This window comes from Paenibacillus sp. FSL H7-0716 (assembly GCF_038002705.1).
GTDB lineage: Bacteria > Bacillota > Bacilli > Paenibacillales > Paenibacillaceae > Paenibacillus_AQ > Paenibacillus_AQ odorifer.
In genome coordinates this window covers 231,782-251,550 of record NZ_JBBODA010000002.1, presented here as the reverse complement: position 1 = coordinate 251,550, position 19,769 = coordinate 231,782, and the positions used below count along the sequence as shown (strand labels likewise).

Below are 19,769 nucleotides of genomic sequence, written 5' to 3'. Positions count from 1 at the left end.
AGGAATGAACGGCAAAAGACAAACGATATGGTTGGTTTCTATGCTCAGCTTGATGGTGGTCCTCTCTGCATACTATTTATTCACTGAAGACTCAGGTGCTTCGATTCCAAAAGACACGGCTGGCACCATGCAGGTTGATTCCCTGAAAGACACAGCAGGTGCAGCGTTGCCAACGGTTGGCGACAAAGGTGTTGTTGTGAACGAAGTTGTTAGTCAAGGCGATGTTGTTGCCGATGAAGGCGTTGTAGATAGCACTACTGGCGCCGCTACTACAGACGACAGCGCTACTGCCGCCAAAACGGATGACAGTGCGGCTACCGCTAAAACGGATGATAGCACTACTACTGCTAAAACGGACGAAAGTACAACTACAGCTGCTAAGGACGACAGCAGTAAAACTGCCGCAAATAGCAGTGACTCAGAGAAGGCAACAACCGACACTGCTGCTAAAGATGCCACGAAAACAGATACATCTGCTAAAGATACAGCCGCAAATACAACAACCAAGACTCCAGCCAAAAATGACAAAGAAATTCTTGATGAAGTAGCTTCTCAAAGCGTATCGGCGAGCAGCATGTTCACTAACTACCTTTATGAACGTGAGCAAAAGAATCTTAAGAACCAACAAGACTTGCTTGCTTTGATTAATGACATGGATAAAACACCTGCTGATAACGCAGTCGCTCAAGAACAACTTCTCAATCTTGAAGAAAAAGAATCCAAAATTACTGGTATCGAAGAACAGCTTCAACAAAAATATGGAGAAGCGATTGTAAAGGAAGAAGCTGGAGACAGCTACAAAGTAGTCGTTCTCAGCGACAAACTGGATGTAAAGCAAGCGGTTAGCATCGTGGATCTCGTAATGAAGGAACTCAGTGTATCTCAAGATAAAATTAGTGTACAATACGTTTCTGAGCAATAATAAGCTGTAAAATTAAAAGAAAAATGACGAAAGAGCTCGGGTTGCCCCGGGCTCTTTCCATTTTTACCGATTGTGATATAATACATAAAGTTATCTTGTCCGCTTAAGAAGTGGCTTCGAGAGAAAGCTGAAGGAGTGAACTGATATATGTTCAAGTTGAGCGAAATTAAGGAATTGATTAAATTGCTGGACCAGACCTCCTCTGTACATGAGTTGGAGATCGAAAGCGAAGGAATGAAGCTTGCAATTCGCAAACCGGATCGCCCTGAAGCTGATGGAACAGCAGTACAGGCGACTCCTTATGCTGCCTATCCCTTTACGCCTGCCCCGCAGCCGCAGAGCGTACCGCAAGTATCCTATCCGGTAGTAGGTGAAGTTCCTCCAGCGCAGCAGCCACAAGCAGCTGCAGAAGGCAAACTACATAAAATTGTGTCTCCAATGGTGGGGACCTTTTATAGTGCCGCTTCTCCGGAAACGCCTTCGTTTGTTAATGTTGGAGACCGTGTAAGTGAAAAATCAACGGTTTGCATTATTGAGGCGATGAAACTGATGAATGAGCTGGAAGCGGAGATTAAAGGTGAAATCGTGTCTGTACTTGCTGAGAACGGTCAGCTTGTAGAATACGGTCAACCACTATTCTTGGTTAAACCGGAATAAATACCGCAGACTACTTAAGGAGCGGAAGCTTCGCAAAACTTTGGGAGGAAACGCATGAACATTCAAAAAGTGTTGATTGCCAACCGCGGCGAAATCGCGGTCCGCATTATTAGGGCCTGCCGTGAACTGGGCATTTCCACCGTCGCGGTCTATTCGGAACCCGACCGGGATTCACTGCATGTCCGGTTGGCTGATGAAGCTTACTGCATCGGTCCGATGCCGGCCAAGGACAGCTATCTGAACTTTACAAATATTATGAGTGTAGCCACCTTAACGGAATGTGATGCCATCCATCCTGGCTATGGATTTTTAGCTGAAAATGCGGATTTTGCAGAGATTTGTGAATCTTGCAATATTATCTTCATAGGACCTTCTCCAGATGCCATAAACCGTATGGGTGACAAGGCTGTAGCGAAGGAAACCATGAAACTGGCTGGAGTTCCGATTATCCCGGGCTCAGATGGTCTAGTAGGCGATGTAGAGGAAGCTGTCATGCTGGGCCGCGATATTGGTTACCCGATCATCGTTAAGGCTACTGCAGGTGGCGGAGGTAAGGGAATACGGATTGCTGAGGACGAGGAATCTTTGGTGAAGCAGATTACTGCTGCACAACAGGAAGCACAAAAGGCGTTTGGTAACGCTGGTGTATATCTGGAGAAATTCCTAACAGGCATGAAGCATGTGGAGATTCAGATTATTGCAGATAAACATGGCAACGTAGTGCATTTAGGTGAACGGGACTGCTCCGTGCAGCGTCGTCGCCAAAAGCTGATTGAAGAGGCACCTTGTTCAGTGCTCACACCGGAAATTCGGGAAGCCATGGGTAATGCAGCAGTTCGAGCAGCGCTTGCCGTGAATTATTCGGGAGCTGGAACACTTGAATTCCTGCTTGGACCGGATGGACAGTTCTACTTCATGGAGATGAATACCCGTATTCAGGTTGAACATCCAGTAACAGAAATGGTTACAGGTGTGGATTTGATTAAGGAAATGATCTCTGTAGCAGAAGGCAATCCGCTGTCATTCACTCAGGAAGATATCGTGATTAATGGCTGGTCAATTGAATGCCGTATAAATGCTGAAGATCCTGAGCGTAATTTCATGCCTTCACCAGGGAAAATCGGCTTTTATTTGCCGCCAGGAGGCCTTGGCGTTCGTGTAGATAGTGCGGCGTACCCAGGATATACGATTTCCCCTTTCTATGATTCTATGATTGCAAAACTGATTGTCTGGGCTCCTACACGTCAGGAAGCGGTTGCGAAGATGAAGCGCGCCTTGGCTGAATTCGCCGTGGAAGGCATTCATACCACCATCCCTTTCCATCAGAAACTGTTGGAGCATCCTGTATTTTTGGATGGTAACTTTGACATTAAGTTTCTTGAAGAGTATGAAATTTAGGACGACTTCGGTTTGTTTGTCATAAAGTTCGTCAAATGATATAGTATGTTTAATAAGAGACGTGCTTTACGCTTGAAATCATGAACAATCTTTCTTGAAAGGTGTGAAGTCTAAAATGAGTACATTGCCGACAGAATACGAACGGACGGAAATCGGTGAAATCCAGATTGCTCCTGAAGTAATCGAGGTTATTGCAGGTCTGGCGACCGTTGAGGTTAAAGGTGTAGCAGGTATGAGCGGCGGATTCGCCGGTGGTATTGTTGAACTTCTTGGACGTAAGAATCTGTCCAAAGGAGTTAAAGTAGAGGTTGGACAACGTGAAGCTGCGGTGGATGTTTCTGTAATTATTGAATATGGCAATCGCCTTCCTGAAGTGGCTGCTGAAATTCAACGTAATGTTAAGCGCTCCATCGAGACTATGACTGGTCTGACTGTTGTGGAAGTGAATGTGCATATTCATGATGTGCAATTCAAGAACAACAACACTGTAGACAAGAACGAAGAAACTGAAACGATTCTTCGTGTGAAATAGCAGTCATCGTTCTTCCATAAACCCCCGACAGCAAAGTCGAGGGTTTACTCTAATTTAAGGAGGTTATGAGACTCGTGGCAAAAATTTTGGACAGACTTTTGCTGTTTGTCTACAGCTTAAGTATCGGAATACTATCTGTTATTGCCATCCTCCTCTTAAGCGGTGCGATTCCTAGAACTTTGGAGATTGAGAATGGACCAGCAGCTTATATTACAGCAATAATAGTAGCAGTTGTCTTGTTCCTTCTGAGCATCCGATTTTTCTACATCTCTCTGCGCCGTGATCGCGCTTCATTGCCTTCGGTCGATCAGCGTACAGAGTATGGGGATATCCAGATTTCAATGGAAACTATTGAGAATCTGAGTCTTAAGGCTGCCGGTAAAGTGAAGGGAATCAGAGATCTCAAGTCACGTATTCGTGTCTCGCAGGCTGGCCTTGAAATTACAATTCGTGCAGTAGTGGACGGTGAGCATTCATTACCGCTGCTTACGACAGAAGTACAACGTCAGGTGCATGATTTCGTGCAGGAGACAACCGGCATTCCGGTTGCTGATGTGTCTGTATATATTGCTAACCTCACGCAGTCTCCAAGCTTCAAAAGTCGAGTGGAATAGAGGTGAGTTTCCCTTATGTCTTGGAAAGAAGTATGGGAAAGTCACGGGGGTAGAATCGCCGGAGTGACTTTCGGCATTGGTCTGGGTTTGATTTATTTAATTTGCGGTTTTTGGGATATGCTGTTCTTTGCACTGGTAGTGTTCATCGGATATACGCTCGGCAAAAGAAAGGATACCGCGCAAGCGCCCCTGTTTCAATGGCAGGAGTTGGTTTCGCGATTATCCGGACGCTGGCGTCCCTTTAAGTGAACCGCGATAGTCTTTTTCCCGGAGCAGGAAACCGTAAGTTTGTGTTGTCCGTTGCCCCCGGAAGAAAGGCTTTGCGGTTTTTTTTGCGACAAGGGACAGGTATATTTGCGAGCTTCCTCTGAAGGTATCTTCGCTTTGTGCAATAATCCTCACAGGAATAGGGAAAGAATGAATAAGTGTGAAGCGATATTTGGGTCGTAGACGTTGATGCAGTACAAGTGAATATTTTAATGCGATATAAGATTTTAGGAGGAACACATGAAAAGACGTATAGCTAGAGAAATTATTGTCCAAAGCCTGTATCAGATGGAAATGAACGATGTGGAAAGCGCGGAAGCCGTAGAAATGCTGCTCGAGGAAGCTTCAGAAGAGAATGAAACCGAACGTGTAATCACGGACGAGATTCAGCTTAAACACTATGTGGTAGAGCATGTGAATGGGGTATGGGAGCACAAGGTAGCGATCGACGATATACTTGAACATTACCTGAAGGGCTGGCAAATGAGCCGTCTGTCACGTGTGGATCGTCAGATTCTACGTTTAGCAGCGTATGAAATGGTGTTCGCCAATGATGTGCCTGCGAAGGTTGCAGTGAATGAAGCAATCGATTTGGCCAAGCATTTTGGAACGGATGATTCCGGGAAGTTTGTTAACGGAGTACTCGGCAAGATGATCCAAGAGATAGATACTATTAAAGCTGACCATTCTTAATTTATAAACCATAGTAAAGTATATAAAAGGGGAGAGACTAACATGACAGCAGCAATCATCAGTGGTAAACAAGTATCCGAGGAAATTCGTATTAGCATTGCCCAAGAGGTTGCTGAACTGGCGAAACGCGGCGTAAAGCCCGGTTTGGCTGTTATTCTAGTAGGTGAAGACCCGGGATCTCAGGTTTATGTTCGCAATAAGGAGAAATCTTGTATCAGCTTAGGATTCCATTCGGAAGTGCATAAATTGGATGAATCCACTTCTCAAGAAGAACTTCTGGCACTGGTAGCAGAGCTAAACGGACGCGATGATATCGACGGAATTCTGGTTCAACTCCCATTGCCTAAGCATATCGAGGAGAAGGCAGTTATTGATGCAATCTCCGTGGAAAAGGATGTAGACGGCTTTCACCCTGTCAATGTAGGCAACCTGGTCATCGGTGCCGACAGTCTTCTTCCATGTACTCCTGCAGGAGTAATCGAACTGATCAAACGTACAGGAACAGGTATGGCAGGTAAACATGCCGTTGTAATTGGTCGTAGCAATATTGTAGGAAAGCCAGTTTCCCTCTTGTTGCAACGCGAAAATGCTACCGTAACTATGTGCCATTCCCGTACAGCTAATATGCAAGAGATTAGCCGTCAAGCGGATATTTTGGTTGTAGCGATCGGACGAGCTAATTTCATTGATGCTTCCTATGTGAAGCCGGGTGCTGTTGTCATCGATGTGGGCATGAACCGTCTGGATAACGGTAAACTCGCAGGTGACGTTGATTATGAAAGTGCAAAAGAAGTTGCCGGATACATCACGCCTGTTCCAGGCGGGGTTGGACCGATGACTATTACAATGCTGATGAGCAACACGCTGATTGCGGCTAAACGCCGTCACGGCCTGGAATAGGGGTAAGATTCATGGCGGCAGAGCGGCAGGTTTATTCGATAAAAGAACTCAACCGTTATATCCGCATGAAGCTAGACTCGGATAATTTACTTTCGGATGTGTGGATTCGCGGAGAGATTTCCAACTTTACACATCATGGCAGCGGGCATATGTATTTCACACTTAAGGACGAGAGCAGCCGCATTAAAGCGATTATGTTCGCTTCTCATAACCAGCGGCTGCCTTTTATTCCGAAGGAAGGCGCTCGGGTAATTGCCAGAGGTAATGTGACCGTCTATGAACGGGATGGGCAATATCAGTTCTACGCCACACATATGCAGCCTGATGGGATTGGCAGTTTATATCTGGCCTATGAGCAGCTGAAGAGCAAGCTTGAAAAAGAAGGCCTTTTTGCAGAAGCTCGCAAGCGTTCGTTGCCGCGGTTCCCGAAGTGTATTGGTGTGATTACTTCCCCAACAGGAGCAGCTGTACGAGATATTGTAATTACGCTTCAGCGGCGGTTTCCGCAGGTAGCTATTGTAATCTATCCCGTATTGGTGCAAGGCAAAGGCGCTGCGCCTTCGATAGTGAAGGCGATTGGTGCGCTGAACGCCATGGGTGAAGCCGACGTGCTTATCGTCGGCCGCGGCGGCGGTTCGCTGGAGGAGCTGTGGGCGTTCAACGAGGAGGAAGTCGCGCGAGCGATATCGGCATCAAGGATTCCGGTCATCTCGGCCGTCGGCCACGAGACCGATTTCACGATTGCCGATTTCGCCGCCGACCTCCGCGCGGCTACGCCCACAGCGGCCGCTGAGCTGGCCGTGCCTCATGCCGGCGAGCTAGCTGCGCAGCTTCGCCAGCTGCAGCAGTTACAACACAGCTTGCGTCAGCGTGCTGTACATAATCGTGAACGGCTCGCGAGATTACAGCGTTCCCGCTGGCGCTGGCAGGCCCGCGCCGCACGCTGATTCAGCACACGCAGCGGCTGGACATGCTGCGTGTGCGGCTCCAGCGCTCAGCGGATGCACGGCTCAGCCGTTCCCGCGAGCGCAAGGCGGTGCTGCATCACAGTCTGCAGCGGTTCCATCCGCGCGACAGTGTTGCCGCAGCACGTCAGCGCACGGACAGTATGCGCCGTGAGTTAATGGGCGCTATGCAGGCTCGCTTGCAGGAGAAGCGCTCTCGCTATGTGGCAGAAATTCGTCACCTGGATGCGCTGAGCCCGCTAAAAGTAATGTCGCGAGGCTACAGCTTAGTGTATGACGAGGCGGAAGAACATTTAATCAAATCGCTGACCGAAGTGCAGCTTGGCGATCTTGTGGTGATAAAGATGAATGACGGACAGCTGAACTGCCAAGTATGGGGGATGAAGGAGGATGGCAAAGACGATGACGAAGGAAGCGGAACTTGATTTTGAAGGCGCTATGGACCGACTGGAGGAAATCGTTCGTGAGCTTGAACACGGCGACGTTCCTCTGGAGAAGGCCATCGATTTATTTCAGCAGGGCATGAAGCTGTCGCAGCTTTGCGGCAGCAAGCTGGAACAAGTAGAGCGTAAGATCGAAATGATTACCCAAGAGGACGGAGAACTGCGCAAAAAGCCGTTTGGTGCACGTCTGGAAGGGGACGCCGATGAATCGCTTTGAGAATGATCTGGAGGGAAGCTCCGCAAGTGAAAGCATGCGGCAGCCGCTGGAGGATTACATCGCATCGATAAGTGATTTGCTCTCACATGAGCTTGAGACTATTCTCCCCGCAGCGTGGACGGTTCCAGAAAATTTACAGCAAGCGATGAAGTATTCGCTAATGGCAGGGGGCAAACGCCTCCGGCCGTTGCTTGTGATCGCTGCTTGTGAATCACTGGGAGGCAGCCGTGAAGCAGCCTTGCCTGTTGCAGCTGCGATTGAGATGGTACATACCTACTCGTTGATTCATGATGATCTGCCTGCCATGGATAATGATGATTATCGGCGCGGCAAGCTGACGAATCATAAAGTCTTTGGTGAAGCATCAGCTATTCTTGCGGGTGATGCGCTTTTGACCCATGCTTTTTACAGTGTGGTACAAGCCTCCCGTAAATTTGGCATTCCTGCTGATAATGTTTTATCCATAGTAGAGGATCTGGCGGAAATGGCAGGTCCACGCGGCATGGTCGGCGGTCAGATTGCAGATATGGAAGGCGAGCAAGGACTAACAGATCTTGCGCAGTTGAAATATATTCATTTGCATAAAACCGGAGATTTAATTATCTTTTCGCTGTTAGCCGGCGGACGTATCGCAGGGGCAACAGAGAAGCAGCTTGAAGCTCTGCGTGATTTTGGTACAAGCATCGGACTCGCTTTTCAAATCCAGGATGATATTCTTGATTTGGTTGGTGATGAAGGAAAGCTTGGCAAAAAAACAGGCAGCGATATCAAGCAGCAGAAGGTAACCTACCCTTATTTTATTGGGTTGGACGAATCTCGTGCTGAGGTGAAGCAGCTTACAGAAGCAGCCCAAAATGCTGTGCTGAATGGCGGTTTTTACGACAACCAGCGCCTGCTGGAAATTGCAGATTATTTAATGGCACGTGATCACTAAGGATGAACTTTCGAAGCGGCTGTATTTCGACAGCCGTTTCGTTTGTGTTATAATGGTTTTTATATATTTTACAACATCTAGGAAAGCGGGGAACTATTCGTGCTGCTTCCACAAATAAATGATCCACAACAACTGAAATCACTGTCAGTCGAAGAATTAACTACTCTTGCAGAGGAAATTCGACGATTTCTGATTGAGAAGCTTACAGCAACCGGCGGGCACCTCGGTTCTAATCTGGGGGTGGTGGAGCTCACGCTGGCCTTACATTATTGCTACAACAGTCCTCGTGACAAAATGATCTACGACGTTGGCCACCAAGCCTATGTCCACAAAATACTGACCGGCCGTCAAGATCGCTTTGATACCCTGCGCAAATATCAGGGATTGTGCGGCTTTGTTAAGCGCTCTGAAAGCGAACATGATGTGTGGGAGGCTGGACATAGCAGCACCTCTTTGTCGGCAGCGATGGGGATGGCTATGGCTCGTGATCTTAAAGGCGAAGACAACAAGGTGATTGCCGTGATTGGTGACGGTGCGCTTACCGGCGGGATGGCTTTTGAAGCGCTTAACCACATTGGCCATGAGAAGCGTAAGCTGATGGTTATTTTGAACGATAATGAAATGTCGATTGCTCCGAATGTAGGGGCGATGCACAATTATTTAAGTAAAATTCGTTCGGACCGTCATTATTTGCGTGCCAAAGACGAGGTTGAAGGGCTGCTTAAGAAGATTCCGGCCATCGGTGGACGATTAGCGAAAACCGCTGAACAGTTAAAAAACAGTCTTAAATATATGATGGTTCCTGGAGTATTGTTTGAAGAGCTTGGCTTTACGTATCTTGGGCCAGTGGATGGACATGATCTGGAGAAAATGATCGACACCTTCCATCAAGCAGATAACGTGGCGGGTCCTGTGCTTGTGCATGTGCTGACGACCAAAGGCAAGGGCTACAAACCGGCTGAGACTGATTTCTATAAATCGCATGCCATTTCGCCTTACAAAATTGAGTCGGGTCAGGCACTTAAAGCTGTAGGTCCTCCAATGTACACCGAAGTATTTGGCAGTACGCTGATTGAGCTGGGCCGTGAAGATTCGCGTCTGATTGCAGTTACCCCTGCGATGCCGGGCGGTTCAGGTTTGTTTCCTTTTGCGAAGGAATTCCCGGATCGCATGATTGACGTCGGGATTGCAGAGCAGCATGCGGCAACCTTGTGTGCAGCTTTGGCTATGGAAGGGATGAAGCCGGTATACGCCGTGTATTCTACCTTCATGCAGCGTGCCTATGATCAGATCGTCCATGATATTTGCCGCCATAACGCCAATGTTATGTTCGCCATTGACCGCGCTGGATTTGTGGGTGCAGATGGGGAGACTCATCAGGGTGTGTACGATGTTGCTTTTATGCGCCATATCCCTAATATGGTTATGATGATGCCAAAAGACGAAAATGAGCTGCGCCATATGATGAAGACGGCACTTGAATATAATGACGGTCCAATTGCTTACCGCTATCCGCGTATTAACGGAACAGGTGTGGCAATGGATGCTGAACTGCATACCCTTCCTATAGGATCATGGGAACGACTGCGTACAGGAGAAGGATATGCTGTAGTAGCATGTGGTCCTATGGTTCAAGTGGCTGAAGAAGCCGCTGATTTGCTGAAGCGGGAAGGGATTCAGGTGGGTGTTGTGAATGCGCGTTTCCTGAAGCCGCTTGATAACTCCATGCTTCTTGATTTGGCTCATGCTGGAACCAATATGGTTGTTATTGAAGAGGCATGCCAAGCGGGAAGTCTCGGCAGTGCGGTATTGGAATTCTACGCGGAGCATGAAATTTATGACGCTCGTGTACATCTGATGGGTGTGCCCGACATCTTCGTGGAGCATGGCTCTATTAAAGAACAACGTCAGCAAACAGGCCTTACCGTAGAAGCGTTATGTGCACGTATCAAGTCCATGATGGCTTTAAGTGCTTATAATTACAAAACAACTTCGTCTTCCTAAGTGGAAGCCGGAAATTAGTAACCCTTGAACGATCGGGAGATGACCATGGAACACCGTAAAGAACGGATAGATGTACTGCTTGTGGAGCAAGGTTTTTATGAAAGCCGGGAGAAAGCTAAAGCTGCTATTATGGCAGGGTTGGTGCTCGCGGATGAGGAACGTATTGAAAAAGCTGGCATGAAGGTCTCGCGGGAGTCTACCCTTAAGGTTAAAGGCTCTGTGCATCCGTATGTCAGTCGTGGGGGACTAAAGCTGGAGAAGGCTCTTCGCCAATTTAATATTGATCTTACGGGACGGAACATGCTGGACATTGGTGCTTCCACTGGCGGCTTCACAGATTGTGCGCTTCAGAATGGTGTAAGCCATGTGTATGCCATTGATGTTGGCTATAACCAGCTGGATTGGTCACTGCGTAATGATGAGCGAGTGAGCGTTATGGAGCGTACAAACTTCCGGTATATGACACCTACAGATTTGCAGGGTCCTGTTCCGGACTTTGCCAGTATTGATGTATCTTTTATTTCCTTAAAAATAATTCTCCCACCCCTCAAAGCCTTGCTGCAACGTCCAGCAGATATCGCTGCACTCATCAAGCCGCAATTTGAGGCTGGACGTGAGAAGGTTGGAAAATCAGGTGTGATTCGTGATTCCGCTGTCCATAAAGAGGTTTTGATTAATGTACTGACTATGGCTGCAGAGTTAGGATTCGGTCTACATGGATTAACCTTTTCACCAATTACAGGCGGAGAAGGCAATATTGAGTTTCTTGCTCACTGGAGACTGACGCCAGAAGTGGCGGAAGGCGAAGAATTATCCGTACAGCCGGCAGCTGCTGTTGCAGCAGTCATTCCAGTGGAGGACTTCCCATCCCTTGCTGATGAAGTGATTAAGCAGGCTACGGGTACTTTTAATGTGAGTTCTACTCATGGAAACTCCCCGCGCCGCTAGAGCTTTATGAACACCCCGTCAACCTCAAATGGTCAGCGGGGTGTTTTGCAGATTTGCTCAAATGGATTGAATTTATTAAAATAAAGACCCGGTATAAAATCCGGGTCTTTATATTTTGATTCTTTTTTGGAATTACTGTGCTTGTTGTAATTGTAAATTGCTGAATTAGCGAATAATATCAATTATGCGGAAAGCTTATAAAAAGACAGCTTAGAAGCAGGATTTACCAGGGCTTCACGCGAATAAATCACCGAGGTGATTGATAGTGGCGGGTAGCTCTGACAAGGTCGTTATGGCGTTTATTGGGGTAGCATTATCGATTTTTATAATATATCGGATATATGTATGGCTGCAGAGTTCTCCGCGTTCTTTTATGAAGGATCAGATTCCGTTCAATAAAGTGATTATTCCACATCCCTCTATTGATATACTTGAGGATGAGGGATATGAGGTCGTTGGAGGGAAATTAAAAATCCCTTTGTCTTTCAACGTAAATGGGGCGCAGATGTATAGCCGGTTATTTATAGATTATGTGGCGACAAAAGAGGAAGGCTCGTTATATTTAGTTATCCTTTCCAGACCACGCAAGCCTTTGGATTTCACAGGCAGCGGCTTACGTGATACCTTGCTTCCCTACCTGCTGATCTATCCGGAATGCAGCGGCGTTCTATATGTTAATGTAGCAACAGCATCGATCCATGTAATTAAGCTTGGCAAAGACGACGGAGAATCAAACTGAGTCCATATTTTTTATATACCAGGAGGCAACAATGAAGGGACAACGACATATTAAGATTCGTGAAATTATTACACAAAAGGATATCGAAACACAGGACGAGCTTGTGGAAGCCTTGCGTGAATCAGGTTTTCAAGTTACGCAAGCTACAGTATCTCGAGATATAAAAGAGCTGTTGCTCATCAAGGTACCCATGGATGATGGAAGATATAAATATTCACTACCAACAGATCAACGGTATAATCCCATTCAGAAGCTTAAGCGCGTCCTTGTGGATAATTTTGTGCAGATCGATTCCTCGGCTAATCTTGTGGTGATGAAATGTTTACCAGGTACGGCTAACTCTGTCGCTGCTTTGATTGATAATATTGACTGGCCGCAAATTATGGGAACCCTTTCTGGTGATGATACAATCCTTATTATTTGCCGTTTACCTGAGGACAGTAAAACTGTAATTTCACAAATCATGGGTTATATTTCTTAATTATAATTAATCAGATGCCTGTCATCTTCTCGGAGGTGCTCTATTAGTGTTAGAAACCTTGTCTATACGCAATCTTGCCGTCGTTGAGGCGGTTGATGTGCATTTTTATCCTGGCTTCCACGTGCTTACAGGGGAGACCGGGGCAGGTAAATCCATTATTATTGATGCGCTTGGATTGATTGTTGGAGGCCGCGGTTCAGCGGATTCCATTCGTTATGGTTGTGAAAAAGCGGAGATGGAGGCGCTCTTCAGTCTTCCCAGCGGTCATCCCGTTTGGGAGACTTTGGAGCGTCTTGGCATTGAGGCCCAGCGCGAGGAGCATCTTATTATACGACGCGAGCTTACCTCTCAAGGTAAAAGTACATCACGTGTAAATGGACAGATGGTCAATCTTACCATGCTTCGCGAGATCGGCGAGCAGCTGGTTAATATACACGGCCAGCATGAGCACCAGAACTTGCTGAAGGCGGAACGGCATCTGGGACTGCTGGATACATACGGAGATCCGATTATTGGTCCGCTAAAGGCAGTTTTTCAGGAAAGGTATTCTGCCTTCGCGAAGGTGGAGAAAGAGCTGCGAGAGCTGCAGGAATCCAGTCAGAAGGCATACCAAATGCTTGACTTATATCGTTTTCAGCTTGAAGAAATTTCATCCGCCGGATTAAAACCGGGAGAAGATGAATTACTTACCGAAGAACGGGTCAAACTATCCCACAGTGAGAAAATGATGGATTCCGTATCGGGTGCATATGAGCTGCTTTACGACAGACAAGGCTTGGAATCGATCGGTAATGTTATTTCCAGACTTGAGGATGCAGTTCGTTACGATGAGAAGGGTTTGCGAACAGTGCTCGAACAGCTGCAGTCCTCATATTACCAGCTAGAGGATGCTGCTTTTCAGCTTCGTGATTACCGGGAAAATATCGAGTTCAATCCGATGCGACTTGAAGAAATCGAGAATCGTCTGGATTTGATTACTGGACTCCGACGTAAATATGGAGAGAGTGTAGAACAGATTTTGGCTTATTATGAACAAATTCACCGGGAAACTGATTTGCTTGAGAATAAAGATGAATATCTGGAGAAACTGACGGCGAAGCGCGATTCGCTGCTGTCTGTATTAATGGAAGCAGCTACGGAATTAAGTGAAGCACGCAAGCTTTGTGCTGCTGATCTGGCCACCCAAGTGGAGGGTGAGCTTAAAGACCTTCAAATGGAAAGAACTTCGTTGCAGGTCAAATTAGACACGCTGGAGGACCCGCGTGGAGTGGAATACAATGGTCGGCGTATTCGCCTCACAAGACAAGGGATAGACAGCGCAGAATTTATGATATCCCCTAACCCGGGCGAACCCCTGAGACCGCTTGGCAAAATCGCCTCTGGTGGTGAGCTGTCGCGTATTATGCTGGCAATGAAAAGTATTTTTGCGCGCCATGATGCAATTCCAGTTCTGATTTTTGATGAAGTGGATACCGGTGTCAGCGGCAGAGCCGCTCAGTCCATCGCAGATAAGCTGTTTAAGCTGTCCTCTACCTGTCAGGTGTTCTCCATTACTCACTTGCCGCAGGTGGCTTGTATGGCTGACCATCAGTACTTAATCCGCAAAAAGGTTGAGGATGGAAGAACCATGACTGAAGTGGAATCCCTAACGAACGATGGACGTGTAATGGAGCTGGCCCGGATGCTGGGTGGCGTAGAAATTACCGAAAAAACATTGCATCACTCGCAGGAAATGCTTAATCTGGCCGAGGCAAGTAAGGCTGCAACAAGCTAAGCGGAGCAATGATTGACAGTAATAAAAGCCTGGGGGCAAGGTTATCTTATAGGTACGCAATTGGCGACCACCTTTTTCGTCAAGCGAAAGAAGCAAAAGGGAGCGTGACAGCCATTGAAGCCTAACCTCAGGAAGTTAATGCCAGGCCTTTTATTTGCCTTCTTTCTTAGTTTATCGGGCATAACGGGAACAAATCTAAGTTCTGCTGCACCACTGCATGGTGAACCAGCCAAGGTGACTGCACAAGGAATTCATTCCGAGCTTAAGGTGATCCCGGGAGGTCAAACGATCGGTGTGAAAGTGAAATCAGCAGGTGTTTTGGTTGTTGGTCATCATCTGATTGAAGTATCCGAGAAATCTAAGCTTTCCCCAGGAGAGGTCAGCGGTTTAGTGCCGGGTGATCTGATGATCTCCATGAATGGTGAGAAATTGGATGAGTTGTCCAAGGTGGCCAAGCTGGTGGATCGTGCTGGTAAAGCGAATAACCCCTTGACCATTGTCTTCAAACGCGGAGGTAAAGAGCATACAGCTAAGTTAAAGCCCGCGTATGACATTCATGACAAAGTGTGGCGGTTAGGCCTGTACATTCGTGATTCAGCAGCGGGTGTCGGCACATTAACTTTTTATGCTCCCGAGCAAGGTGTATATGGAGCTTTGGGACATGTGATTACAGACATGAATACCGGTACTCCAATTGTTGTAGGCAGTGGTCATATCGTTCAGTCCAGTGTCACCTCCATATCCAAAAGCCAGGATGGCGATCCGGGCGAGAAACGAGCGCATTTTTTGAAAGAAAGCCAAGTGCTTGGAAATGTGGAGAGTAATACTGACTTCGGCATCTTCGGTAAAATGAGCTCCAATCCCGAGCACAGTCTTTACAAAGAACCGATCCCCGTGGCGATGAGCGATCAAGTCAAGGAAGGTCCTGCTGAGATCCTAACTGTAGTTGACGGACAGCAGGTGGAGCGGTTTAAGGTTGAGATCATTCATGTAGCACATCAGCAAACGCCAGCCACTAAAGGAATGGTGCTGCGAATCACCGATCCACGTCTTATCGATAAGACAGGCGGTATCGTTCAAGGTATGAGCGGAAGTCCTATCGTACAGGATGGCCGCCTCATCGGAGCCGTAACTCATGTATTTGTAAATGATCCTAAGTCCGGTTATGGGTGCTTCATCGAATGGATGCTTCAAGATTCAGGTGTGACCAAACAGGAGAATAGGTATTCATTAAATCTTAAGGCGGTTTAGCCTTAAGATTTTTTGTCGAACGATTACGAAGAACCTCGAACATTGAGATAAAATATTTAATTATAATCCAACACAGAAAAAAAATAAAGAAAAATAATTTTCGACAGAAGGGAATTCGATCTCCATGTCGAAAACGTAAGAGACAAGAAAAAAATGTTATTTTCGAATAGCAGATATAATTAAGGAGGAAGCAGCCAGTGCAGAATATTGAAGTGTTGTTGGCCGATGATAACAGGGAATTTACGAATTTGCTTTCCGAGTACATTTCTGAGCAAGAAGATATGACCGTAACGGGTATCGCCTACAATGGTGAAGAAGTGCTTCAAATGCTTAGCGAAGCACGTAAAATTCCCGATGTTCTTATTCTTGATATCATCATGCCGCATTTAGACGGCCTAGGTGTATTGGAACGTCTACGTGATATGGATCTGAATCCTCAACCGAAGATCATCATGCTGACTGCTTTTGGTCAGGAGAACATCACTCAAAGAGCTGTACAGCTTGGTGCATCCTATTATATTTTGAAACCGTTCGATATGGAGGTCCTGGCAAATCGTGTACGTCAGCTTGTCGGCTCTCAAGGCAGCATGAGCTCCTCCTCCAACATGTACAATTATTCGTCGACGTCCAGATCGAATGTAGTGCCGCTCTCTAAGGGCAAGAACCTCGACGCTAACATTACCTCGATTATCCATGAAATCGGTGTCCCAGCGCATATCAAGGGCTATCAGTACCTGCGTGAAGCGATCACCATGGTATATAACAATATCGAGATCCTTGGTGCGATTACGAAGACGCTCTACCCAGCAATCGCTGAGAAGTTCAAAACCACGCCTTCACGCGTAGAACGCGCGATCCGCCATGCGATTGAAGTGGCTTGGACACGTGGCAACATCGACTCCATCAGCCATTTATTCGGTTACACCATTAATATCTCCAAATCTAAGCCTACTAACTCGGAATTTATTGCCATGGTAGCAGACAAGCTGCGGATTGAGCATAAGGTTAGTTGAAAGGGTTAGGGGTAGTGCGGGGTACAGTCAGTATAAAATCGATAAACTTGTTTTGAACCGATAAACTTTTTTAATCTCGCCCGATAAACCTAAATGGTTTATTGGGTTTTGTTTTTATTTAAATATTAGCCATCTTATAAATGGTGAAACTCAAGCAGGGGGGCTTAGAACAATCGGGCGAGCTGGTTAGATAAACCAATTCTTCTATCAGATATAGAGAACTACATTTATGAGTTAAGTCGGAGGAATCTTCATGAATTATTACGAATCAGGTGTTGAAAGAATTAAGAATATTGATGCGAATTTATACATTGGAATTTCAAAAAAAAGATACGAAGAAGTAAGATCTAGAGGTGAATATGAAGCAGATGCTAATTTGATTGCAGAGTATTACCGTAGAGTCGGCGTGTTTTTGCAGTTTATCTCGAGGGAAGCAGCAAGTATATACATAGGAATGGATATGTTATTAGGTTTTAAAATGGAGGAAAATGAGTGGGACAGTTTCTTAGAAACGTGTCCGAATTTTAATAAAATTGATATTATGCTTATGAAATTAATAAGTATACATTATTTACGCTGGTGCTCTTTGCTTGAGGCGCGCGACAATATCGCATTACAGTTTCCAGATATATATGAACCGATGATCAAATTATTTGAGAGAGGTGGGGGACGGATTAATACCCATCACCACGAACTGGTTGGTGGATTTGGAGCTTTTTCACGCTCTATTTATGCAAATAGAGGAGATATGACCCCTTTTGATATAAGCGATGTTGCTCTAGAAAATATCATTAAGGAAGTAGAACTAGCAGAAGGTTACTTAGCGGACTATAAGAACGGAAATTTATCAGAAAATAATTGTATCCGCTGTGGTAACAAATTATTGATCCTACCAAACTTATCGGATTATGGTTATCAGTGGTATAAAATTAAATGCGAGACTAAAGACTGTTTTGATAAAAATTTCTCATGATACTTCAATATAGTCATATCAATCAGAGTGTCCGCGGCAAGAGCTATCAAGAAATCAATGCAGTAAAAAGACACTGAGATCTATTCATCAGTGTCTTTAATGTGGATACTTTTCCACCAACATTTTATTTCATCGTTCTTGTAATCATTTCATTCAGAAGGTTGGAATTTAAAGTAACTTAATCAGCTCTTCTAGCTCATCAACCATACCTTTTGCAAGTTCAAAATTATTGTCTTTTAAAGCTAATTCTATTTTCATTTCAACTGCTTTTTTATTTTGTTCATTTTCTAAATAATCTTTATCAAAATGACTGGCATAAATCATCTTTCTGAATTTTCGCATACTCATTTTTCTAATCGTCTTCTCGTCAATGATTAGTACATAATCCATCCCATTTACTACGGAATAGAAATCATGAGAAATCATGAGAATCGCACCTTTATACTCTTCAATGGCTTTCTCCAGTGCGATTTGTGTATAGGTGTCTAAATGGCTTGTCGGTTCATCAAGAAGCAATAAGTTTGCTTTGCTAGCAGAAACTTTTGCCAATTGCAGTATATTTTTTTCGCCACCAGATAAAGATTCTATCTTTTGAGTAAGAATTTCTCCTTCAAAGCCATAGTTTGAAAGATGTGCTCTAATTTCGTCATAAGTTGCAAACCCGGCATCGATGAAGTCTTCTAGTATGGTATTAGAATCCTTTAGCACTTCGTCTTGAAGCTGAGAAAGATAAGCCACTTTAATATCAGAATTCATTTTAATTGAATCATGATTATTTTTAAAGATATCTCGGAGTAAAGTCGTTTTCCCGGTACCGTTTGGACCGATAAGGGCTATTTTATCTGTAGGTTTCATCTCAAAGTTAACATTTTCTAAAATCAACTCATCAAAGGAAACACTATAATTATTCACATTTAAAACAGTGATGTCTTCTTCAATTTCATTGTCCACACCAAAACTGATTTTTGGTTGCTTAATATCAACGAATGGCGCTTTAATTTTTCGCGCTTCCAATCTTTCTTGAAACTTCACCCTAGCTTTTAACGCTCTTCCTCTAGATGCTTCTGAATTATAGGTTGCGATCGCTCTAAGATTATCGATAATGTTATCGTATCTCTCTATTTCTTCTTGTTCAGCGACTGCTATTTCTTGTAACTCAATTTTCGTCTGAAGTAATGAGAAGTTATACTCAATATATCGCCCATCGAACTCTTGGATCTCCATGTTTTCAAGGTGTATAATTTTGTTAAAACAATGATTCAATAGATAACGGTTATGCGTAACAACTAGCAATATTCCTTTGTGAGCATTAATAAGATTTTTAAGTGCATTTAGGTTTTCAAAATCTAAAAATACATCGGGCTCATCCATAATCATTAAGTCTGGATTAGTCAGCATTTCCTTCATCACTTGAATAAGCTTGAATTCCCCACCACTTAGGTCGGATACCCTAGCATCTTTTAGCTTCAAGAGGTTGGCTAAATTTAGTTTCTTATTAATATTGCTTTCAAAATCATTTCCATCCATTAAATCAAAGGCATCTAGAGCTAATTGATACTTTTCGAGTAATGAATCAATATCTGATGATGTTTCCATTTCAGTGAGGATAGCTGTTATTTCATTTTGTATCTTAATAAATTCTTCTCCTATATATTCAAAAACGGTTGTTTCTTTAAATTTGTCTAGTTGCGAAAACTGACTTACATACCCAATTTTGCAGGTTGGGTCCATCTCTAGCTTGCCTTCGAACAAATATTTTTCTGGATCCATCAGTATATCAATCAGTGTACTTTTACCACTGCCGCTTGTTCCTATAAAAGCACAATGTTGTGCCTCTTCAAGCGTAAATGAAATGTTTTTATATAGGTCTTTTTGCGGGAATGCGAAGGATAAGTTATCAACTTTTATCATAGTGTTACCTTTCTTAACTAAAAATAGTGACTATTATAAGATGTATTGAAGAGTACAGATTTTGAGTTTACCGTTGATAGAGTAACACTGTTTACAAGCAACTTCAATCATTTCGCATTAAAGTTGCTTGTGA

At 44.9% G+C, this 19,769-nt stretch carries 19 protein-coding genes and 1 pseudogene; 19 read left to right on the top strand and 1 reads right to left on the bottom strand.

Features of this window, described 5'->3' with window-relative positions:
* Positions 1–4: 4 nt before the first annotated feature.
* The 19 genes and pseudogenes from MHH60_RS04020 to MHH60_RS03930 all read left to right on the top strand — a co-directional run bounded on the left by MHH60_RS04020 (position 5) and on the right by MHH60_RS03930 (position 17,725).
* Complete coding sequence (locus MHH60_RS04020) at positions 5–922, top strand: SpoIIIAH-like family protein (protein WP_076134497.1); 918 nt, start codon at positions 5–7, stop codon at positions 920–922.
* A gap of 147 nt (positions 923–1,069) precedes the next feature.
* Complete coding sequence (accB, locus tag MHH60_RS04015; protein ID WP_076098642.1) at positions 1,070–1,579, top strand: acetyl-CoA carboxylase biotin carboxyl carrier protein; 510 nt, start codon at positions 1,070–1,072, stop codon at positions 1,577–1,579.
* 54 nt (positions 1,580–1,633) lie between these two features.
* Positions 1,634–2,977 (top strand): acetyl-CoA carboxylase biotin carboxylase subunit, encoded by a 1,344-nt coding sequence (accC, locus tag MHH60_RS04010; RefSeq protein WP_076129648.1) that lies wholly within the window; start codon positions 1,634–1,636, stop codon positions 2,975–2,977.
* Positions 2,978–3,092: 115 nt separating this feature from the next.
* A complete protein-coding gene (locus tag MHH60_RS04005) occupies positions 3,093–3,509 on the top strand; it encodes an Asp23/Gls24 family envelope stress response protein (protein WP_076129649.1) in 417 nt (138 codons plus the stop codon).
* Between the two features lie 74 nt (positions 3,510–3,583).
* Positions 3,584–4,123, top strand: coding sequence for an alkaline shock response membrane anchor protein AmaP (gene amaP, locus MHH60_RS04000; protein WP_036682827.1), 540 nt, complete (start codon positions 3,584–3,586; stop codon positions 4,121–4,123).
* A 15-nt stretch (positions 4,124–4,138) separates the two neighbouring features.
* Entirely contained in the window at positions 4,139–4,372 is a 234-nt protein-coding gene (locus MHH60_RS03995) for a DUF2273 domain-containing protein (RefSeq protein WP_036682825.1), read from the top strand.
* Between the two features lie 258 nt (positions 4,373–4,630).
* Positions 4,631–5,083 (top strand): transcription antitermination factor NusB, encoded by a 453-nt coding sequence (gene nusB / locus MHH60_RS03990; protein WP_036682824.1) that lies wholly within the window; start codon positions 4,631–4,633, stop codon positions 5,081–5,083.
* Positions 5,084–5,125: 42 nt separating this feature from the next.
* Positions 5,126–5,983, top strand: a complete 858-nt coding sequence (folD, locus tag MHH60_RS03985) for a bifunctional methylenetetrahydrofolate dehydrogenase/methenyltetrahydrofolate cyclohydrolase FolD (protein WP_036682821.1) — start codon at positions 5,126–5,128, stop codon at positions 5,981–5,983.
* A gap of 11 nt (positions 5,984–5,994) precedes the next feature.
* Positions 5,995–7,373, top strand: a pseudogene (xseA, locus tag MHH60_RS03980) (exodeoxyribonuclease VII large subunit).
* Positions 7,351–7,608 carry an exodeoxyribonuclease VII small subunit gene (gene xseB, locus MHH60_RS03975; protein ID WP_036682818.1) on the top strand — a complete coding sequence of 86 codons (258 nt, stop codon included), beginning with the start codon at positions 7,351–7,353 and terminating at the stop codon, positions 7,606–7,608. Before xseA ends, xseB begins: the two are co-directional and overlap by 23 nt.
* The gene (locus MHH60_RS03970) at positions 7,595–8,542 is read left to right on the top strand and encodes a polyprenyl synthetase family protein (protein ID WP_076134495.1); all 948 of its coding nucleotides are present in this window, start codon (positions 7,595–7,597) and stop codon (positions 8,540–8,542) included. Before xseB ends, MHH60_RS03970 begins: the two co-directional genes overlap by 14 nt.
* Before the next feature lie 99 nt (positions 8,543–8,641).
* Positions 8,642–10,546 carry a 1-deoxy-D-xylulose-5-phosphate synthase gene (gene dxs, locus MHH60_RS03965; RefSeq protein WP_036682816.1) on the top strand — a complete coding sequence of 635 codons (1,905 nt, stop codon included), beginning with the start codon at positions 8,642–8,644 and terminating at the stop codon, positions 10,544–10,546.
* A 45-nt stretch (positions 10,547–10,591) separates the two neighbouring features.
* Complete coding sequence (locus MHH60_RS03960) at positions 10,592–11,494, top strand: TlyA family RNA methyltransferase (RefSeq protein ID WP_076134494.1); 903 nt, start codon at positions 10,592–10,594, stop codon at positions 11,492–11,494.
* 265 nt (positions 11,495–11,759) lie between these two features.
* Complete coding sequence (locus MHH60_RS03955; RefSeq protein WP_232061423.1) at positions 11,760–12,233, top strand: hypothetical protein; 474 nt, start codon at positions 11,760–11,762, stop codon at positions 12,231–12,233.
* 31 nt (positions 12,234–12,264) lie between these two features.
* Positions 12,265–12,714 (top strand): transcriptional regulator AhrC/ArgR, encoded by a 450-nt coding sequence (gene ahrC / locus MHH60_RS03950; RefSeq protein WP_036682813.1) that lies wholly within the window; start codon positions 12,265–12,267, stop codon positions 12,712–12,714.
* Between the two features lie 46 nt (positions 12,715–12,760).
* Positions 12,761–14,488: a DNA repair protein RecN gene (gene recN / locus MHH60_RS03945; RefSeq protein ID WP_076134493.1), complete on the top strand. Its 1,728-nt coding sequence runs from the start codon at positions 12,761–12,763 to the stop codon at positions 14,486–14,488.
* A 138-nt stretch (positions 14,489–14,626) separates the two neighbouring features.
* The gene (spoIVB, locus tag MHH60_RS03940; RefSeq protein WP_080742549.1) at positions 14,627–15,739 is read left to right on the top strand and encodes a SpoIVB peptidase; all 1,113 of its coding nucleotides are present in this window, start codon (positions 14,627–14,629) and stop codon (positions 15,737–15,739) included.
* A 197-nt stretch (positions 15,740–15,936) separates the two neighbouring features.
* On the top strand, positions 15,937–16,752 hold the full coding sequence (gene spo0A, locus MHH60_RS03935) for a sporulation transcription factor Spo0A (RefSeq protein ID WP_036682806.1): 816 nt from the start codon (positions 15,937–15,939) through the stop codon (positions 16,750–16,752).
* Positions 16,753–17,005: 253 nt separating this feature from the next.
* Complete coding sequence (locus MHH60_RS03930) at positions 17,006–17,725, top strand: hypothetical protein (protein WP_076134492.1); 720 nt, start codon at positions 17,006–17,008, stop codon at positions 17,723–17,725.
* A 168-nt stretch (positions 17,726–17,893) separates the two neighbouring features.
* Here the strand turns inward: MHH60_RS03930 and MHH60_RS03925 are convergent, their stop codons facing one another.
* Positions 17,894–19,636, bottom strand: coding sequence for an ABC-F family ATP-binding cassette domain-containing protein (locus MHH60_RS03925; RefSeq protein WP_076134491.1), 1,743 nt, complete (start codon positions 19,634–19,636; stop codon positions 17,894–17,896).
* Between the last annotated feature and the right edge of the window lie 133 nt (positions 19,637–19,769).

What these genes read in the sequence shown, in the direction of transcription:
- MHH60_RS04020 (WP_076134497.1), top strand. Translation starts at nt 5, where the DNA reads ATGAACGGCAAAAGACAAACGATATGGTTGGTTTCTATGCTCAGCTTG.
- accB (WP_076098642.1), top strand. Translation starts at nt 1,070, where the DNA reads ATGTTCAAGTTGAGCGAAATTAAGGAATTGATTAAATTGCTGGACCAG.
- accC (WP_076129648.1), top strand. Translation starts at nt 1,634, where the DNA reads ATGAACATTCAAAAAGTGTTGATTGCCAACCGCGGCGAAATCGCGGTC.
- MHH60_RS04005 (WP_076129649.1), top strand. Translation starts at nt 3,093, where the DNA reads ATGAGTACATTGCCGACAGAATACGAACGGACGGAAATCGGTGAAATC.
- MHH60_RS03995 (WP_036682825.1), top strand. Translation starts at nt 4,139, where the DNA reads ATGTCTTGGAAAGAAGTATGGGAAAGTCACGGGGGTAGAATCGCCGGA.
- nusB (WP_036682824.1), top strand. Translation starts at nt 4,631, where the DNA reads ATGAAAAGACGTATAGCTAGAGAAATTATTGTCCAAAGCCTGTATCAG.
- folD (WP_036682821.1), top strand. Translation starts at nt 5,126, where the DNA reads ATGACAGCAGCAATCATCAGTGGTAAACAAGTATCCGAGGAAATTCGT.
- xseB (WP_036682818.1), top strand. Translation starts at nt 7,351, where the DNA reads ATGACGAAGGAAGCGGAACTTGATTTTGAAGGCGCTATGGACCGACTG.
- MHH60_RS03970 (WP_076134495.1), top strand. Translation starts at nt 7,595, where the DNA reads ATGAATCGCTTTGAGAATGATCTGGAGGGAAGCTCCGCAAGTGAAAGC.
- MHH60_RS03960 (WP_076134494.1), top strand. Translation starts at nt 10,592, where the DNA reads ATGGAACACCGTAAAGAACGGATAGATGTACTGCTTGTGGAGCAAGGT.
- ahrC (WP_036682813.1), top strand. Translation starts at nt 12,265, where the DNA reads ATGAAGGGACAACGACATATTAAGATTCGTGAAATTATTACACAAAAG.
- spoIVB (WP_080742549.1), top strand. Translation starts at nt 14,627, where the DNA reads ATGCCAGGCCTTTTATTTGCCTTCTTTCTTAGTTTATCGGGCATAACG.
- MHH60_RS03930 (WP_076134492.1), top strand. Translation starts at nt 17,006, where the DNA reads ATGAATTATTACGAATCAGGTGTTGAAAGAATTAAGAATATTGATGCG.
- MHH60_RS03925 (WP_076134491.1), bottom strand. Translation starts at nt 19,636, where the DNA reads ATGATAAAAGTTGATAACTTATCCTTCGCATTCCCGCAAAAAGACCTA.